The following is a 5,402-nucleotide window of genomic DNA, read 5'->3' on the forward strand; positions in this document are numbered from 1 at the left end:
TGCCCGACGGAAGTCGGGTGGGACGGATGGCCCTGGTGGGGTTGCCTGCTTGGTGTGGGTGGTTCTGCTGGTGTGTGTTTGTTCTTTGAGAACTCAACAGGGTGCTTGATAAGCCAGTGCCAAAGTTTGTTTGGTTCCCGGCTGGTTGACTGCCGCGTTTGTGGTGGTTTTCTGGTTGGTGATTCCTTGGCATTTTATATGCCGGGTTTGATTTCTTCACAAGTTTTTGTTGGAGAGTTTGATCCTGGCTCAGGACGAACGCTGGCGGCGTGCTTAACACATGCAAGTCGAGCGGAAAGGCCCTTCGGGGTACTCGAGCGGCGAACGGGTGAGTAACACGTGAGCAACCTGCCCCAGGCTTTGGGATAACCCCGGGAAACCGGGGCTAATACCGGATATTACATGCTGCCGCATGGTGGTGTGTGGAAAGTTTTTCGGCTTGGGATGGGCTCGCGGCCTATCAGCTTGTTGGTGGGGTGATGGCCTACCAAGGCGACGACGGGTAGCCGGCCTGAGAGGGCGACCGGCCACACTGGGACTGAGACACGGCCCAGACTCCTACGGGAGGCAGCAGTGGGGAATATTGCACAATGGGCGGAAGCCTGATGCAGCGACGCCGCGTGAGGGATGACGGCCTTCGGGTTGTAAACCTCTTTCAGCAGGGACGAAGCGTAAGTGACGGTACCTGCAGAAGAAGCGCCGGCCAACTACGTGCCAGCAGCCGCGGTAAGACGTAGGGCGCGAGCGTTGTCCGGATTTATTGGGCGTAAAGAGCTCGTAGGCGGCTTGTCGCGTCGACTGTGAAAACCCACAGCTCAACTGTGGGCTTGCAGTCGATACGGGCAGGCTAGAGTTCGGTAGGGGAGACTGGAATTCCTGGTGTAGCGGTGAAATGCGCAGATATCAGGAGGAACACCGGTGGCGAAGGCGGGTCTCTGGGCCGATACTGACGCTGAGGAGCGAAAGCGTGGGGAGCGAACAGGATTAGATACCCTGGTAGTCCACGCTGTAAACGTTGGGCGCTAGGTGTGGGGGGCCTCTCCGGTTCTCTGTGCCGCAGCTAACGCATTAAGCGCCCCGCCTGGGGAGTACGGCCGCAAGGCTAAAACTCAAAGGAATTGACGGGGGCCCGCACAAGCGGCGGAGCATGCGGATTAATTCGATGCAACGCGAAGAACCTTACCTGGGTTTGACATGGCCGCAAAACCTGCAGAGATGTGGGGTCCTTCGGGGGCGGTCACAGGTGGTGCATGGCTGTCGTCAGCTCGTGTCGTGAGATGTTGGGTTAAGTCCCGCAACGAGCGCAACCCTTGTTCGATGTTGCCAGCGCGTTATGGCGGGGACTCATCGAAGACTGCCGGGGTCAACTCGGAGGAAGGTGGGGATGACGTCAAGTCATCATGCCCCTTATGTCCAGGGCTTCACGCATGCTACAATGGCCGGTACAATGGGCTGCGATACCGTGAGGTGGAGCGAATCCCAAAAAGCCGGTCTCAGTTCGGATCGGGGTCTGCAACTCGACCCCGTGAAGTCGGAGTCGCTAGTAATCGCAGATCAGCAACGCTGCGGTGAATACGTTCCCGGGCCTTGTACACACCGCCCGTCACGTCACGAAAGTCGGCAACACCCGAAGCCGGTGGCCCAACCCCTTGTGGGAGGGAGCTGTCGAAGGTGGGGCTGGCGATTGGGACGAAGTCGTAACAAGGTAGCCGTACCGGAAGGTGCGGCTGGATCACCTCCTTTCTAAGGAGCGCTCTCCCGGCGAAGGTCGGGTAGGGAGCCTGCCGCCTCCGAGTGTGGGGTGGGGGTGCTCATTTGGCGGAGACACTGGTGAGTTCGTGTTGGCAACGGCTGATGCTGCTAGTACTGCTTCTGCTTTCGGGTGGGGGTGTGGAGGGTGGTGTTGGTGCGGCTGGTGCGGATGGTGGGCATCCTGTTGGGTCCTGAGGGAACAGGCCACGTGGTGGGTTGTTGTCTCTGGATGCCAGGCGCGGCCTGGTCTTGCATACCGGCCATCGTGTGTGGTGGTGCTGGTGTGGGGCTGGGGGTTGCGGGTTGGTCGTTTGTTGAGAATTACACAGTGGACGCGAGCATCTTTGTGGTCAAGTTGTCAAGGGCGAACGGTGGATGCCTTGGCACTAGGAGCCGATGAAGGACGTGGGAGGCCGCGATAGGCCTGGGGGAGCTGTCAACCGAGCTGTGATCCCAGGGTGTCCGAATGGGGAAACCTGGCATCAGTCATGTGGTGTCACCTGCACCTGAACTCATAGGGTGTGTGGAGGGAACGCGGGGAAGTGAAACATCTCAGTACCCGCAGGAAGAGAAAACAATAGTGATTCCGTGAGTAGTGGCGAGCGAAAGCGGATGAGGCTAAACCGGCTGCGTGTGATACCTGTCAGGGGTTGCGTGGTCGGGGTTGTGGGACTCTGCTGATCGGACTGACATTCGGTCGAGAAGTGATAAAGCCAGTTGTTAGCTGAATGGTGTGGAAAAGCCAGCCGTAGACGGTGATAGTCCGGTAGGTGAAAACTTCTGGTCTTCTGTGGATGTTCCCGAGTAGCGGCGGACTCCTGAAATCTGCCGTGAATCTGCCAGGACCACCTGGTAAGCCTAAATACTTCCTAGTGACCGATAGCGGACGAGTACCGTGAGGGAATGGTGAAAAGTACCCCGGGAGGGGAGTGAAATAGTACCTGAAACCGTTCGCCTACAATCCGTCGGAGCCTTTAGGGGTGACGGCGTGCCTTTTGAAGAATGAGCCTGCGAGTTAGTGGCATGTGGCGAGGTTAACCCGTGTGGGGTAGCCGTAGCGAAAGCGAGTCTGAAGAGGGCGTTTGAGTCGCATGTTCTAGACCCGAAGCGGAGTGATCTAGCCATGGGCAGGCTGAAGCGCGGGTAAGACCGCGTGGAGGGCCGAACCCACCAACGTTGAAAAGTTGGGGGATGACCTGTGGTTAGGGGTGAAAGGCCAATCAAACTCCGTGATAGCTGGTTCTCCCCGAAATGCATTTAGGTGCAGCGTCGCGTGTTTCTTGCCGGAGGTAGAGCACTGGATGGTCTAGGGGGCCTACAAGCTTACCGAAATCAGCTAAACTCCGAATGCCGGTAAGTGAGAGCGCGGCAGTGAGACTGCGGGGGATAAGCTTCGTAGTCGAGAGGGAAACAGCCCAGATCACCAGCTAAGGCCCCTAAGCGTGTGCTAAGTGGAAAAGGATGTGGGGTCGCTTAGACAACCAGGAGGTTGGCTTAGAAGCAGCCACCCTTTAAAGAGTGCGTAATAGCTCACTGGTCAAGTGGTTCCGCGCCGACAATGTAGCGGGGCTCAAGCACACCGCCGAAGCTGTGGCATTCACGCGTGTACTTCGCTGATCCTTTTTGGGGTTGGTGCAGGTGTGTGGATGGGTAGGGGAGCGTCGTGCCGGGGGTGAAGCAGCGGGGTGACCCAGCTGTGGACGCGGCACGAGTGAGAATGCAGGCATGAGTAGCGAAAGAAGGGTGAGAAACCCTTCCGCCGGATGACCAAGGGTTCCAGGGCCAGGCTAATCCGCCCTGGGTGAGTCGGGACCTAAGGCGAGGCCGAGAGGCGTAGTCGATGGACAACGGGTTGATATTCCCGTACCCGCGAAGGAGCGCCCATGATGAACCTCGTTGTGCTAACTGCCCGAACTTGGTGAGGTTTTCGGACTGATCTGAGGGAGCGCGGGAACCTGGCGGGTAGTAGTCAAGCGATGGGGTGACGCAGGAAGGTAGCTGATCCCGGCCGGTGGTTGTGCCGGGGTAAGCGTGTAGGCTGCATCATAGGTAAATCCGTGGTGTGTGAGGCTGAGACGTGATGCCGAGCCGATTCAGGTGAAGTCAGTGATCCTATGCTGCCGAGAAAAGCCTCTAGCGAGCTTCTAGCGGCCCGTACCCTAAACCGACACAGGTGGTCAGGTAGAGAATACCGAGGCGATCGGGCGAACTGTGGTTAAGGAACTCGGCAAATTGCCCCCGTAACTTAGGGAGAAGGGGGGCCGGAGACGTGAAGCCCTTTTCGGGTGGAGCGTTGTATGGCCGCAGAGACCAGGGGAAAGCGACTGTTTACTAAAAACACAGGTCCATGCGAAGAAGTAATTCGATGTATATGGACTGACGCCTGCCCGGTGCTGGAACGTTAAGGGGACCGGTTAGCTCTTCGGGGCGAAGCTGAGAACTTAAGCGCCAGTAAACGGCGGTGGTAACTATAACCATCCTAAGGTAGCGAAATTCCTTGTCGGGTAAGTTCCGACCTGCACGAATGGCGTAACGACTTTCCTACTGTCTCAACCACAGGCCCGGCGAAATTGCATTACGAGTAAAGATGCTCGTTACGCGCGGCAGGACGGAAAGACCCCGGGACCTTTACTATAGCTTGACATTGGTACTCGAATTAGCTTGTGTAGGATAGGTGGGAGACTGTGAAGCTGGTACGCCAGTATCGGTGGAGTCGTTGTTGAAATACCACTCTGGTTGATTTGGGTTTCTAACTTCGGACCGTGATCCGGTTCAGGGACAGTGTCTGGTGGGTAGTTTAACTGGGGCGGTTGCCTCCTAAAGGGTAACGGAGGCGCCCAAAGGTTCCCTCATCCTGGTTGGCAATCAGGTGTTGAGTGTAAGTGCACAAGGGAGCTTGACTGTGAGACTGACAGGTCGAGCAGGGACGAAAGTCGGGACTAGTGATCCGGCACTTGCGTGTGGAAGCGGTGTCGCTCAACGGATAAAAGGTACCCCGGGGATAACAGGCTGATCTTCCCCAAGAGTCCATATCGACGGGATGGTTTGGCACCTCGATGTCGGCTCGTCGCATCCTGGGGCTGTAGCAGGTCCCAAGGGTTGGGCTGTTCGCCCATTAAAGCGGTACGCGAGCTGGGTTTAGAACGTCGTGAGACAGTTCGGTCCCTATCCGCCGCGCGCGTAGGATACTTGAGAAGGGCTGTCCCTAGTACGAGAGGACCGGGACGGACGAACCTCTGGTGTGCCAGTTGTCCCGCCAGGGGCACGGCTGGTTGGCTACGTTCGGAAGGGATAACCGCTGAAAGCATCTAAGCGGGAAGCTCGCTTCAAGATGAGGTGTCCCACCCACTTTGGTGGGGTAAGGCTCCCAGTAGATGACTGGGTTGATAGGCCGGAGATGTAAGCCAGGTAACTGGTTCAGTTGACCGGTACTAATAGGCCGAGGACTTGACTTCGAAGATGTACGCGTCCACTGTGTGATTCTGGGCAAACGGGCACCGTGTGTGTTTGGTTTGTTGTTAGGGTTACGGCGGTTATGGCGGAGGGGAAACGCCCGGTTACATTCCGAACCCGGTAGCTAAGCTCTCCAGCGCCGATGGTACTGCACTCGTGAGGGTGTGGGAGAGTAGGTCACCGCCGGACATCTTTAC

The 5,402-nt window shown here is 57.5% G+C and carries 3 rRNA genes; all 3 read left to right on the plus strand.

Going from position 1 to position 5,402, the window contains the following annotated elements:
• The first annotated feature begins 226 nt into the window (after positions 1 to 226).
• The 3 genes from ACFHW1_RS28330 (at position 227) to rrf (ending at position 5,394) form a co-directional block, all read left to right on the plus strand.
• Positions 227 to 1,743: ribosomal RNA gene (locus ACFHW1_RS28330) — 16S ribosomal RNA — on the plus strand.
• Positions 1,744 to 2,100: 357 nt separating this feature from the next.
• A 23S ribosomal RNA gene (locus ACFHW1_RS28335) occupies positions 2,101 to 5,207 on the plus strand.
• A 70-nt stretch (positions 5,208 to 5,277) separates the two neighbouring features.
• Positions 5,278 to 5,394 (plus strand): 5S ribosomal RNA (gene rrf / locus ACFHW1_RS28340).
• The 16S, 23S and 5S rRNA genes sit together here, the layout of an rRNA operon.
• The last annotated feature ends 8 nt before the right edge of the window (positions 5,395 to 5,402 follow it).

It is taken from the genome of Micromonospora sp. LOL_014, from assembly GCF_048060245.1.
In the GTDB taxonomy this organism is placed as follows: domain Bacteria; phylum Actinomycetota; class Actinomycetes; order Mycobacteriales; family Micromonosporaceae; genus Micromonospora_E.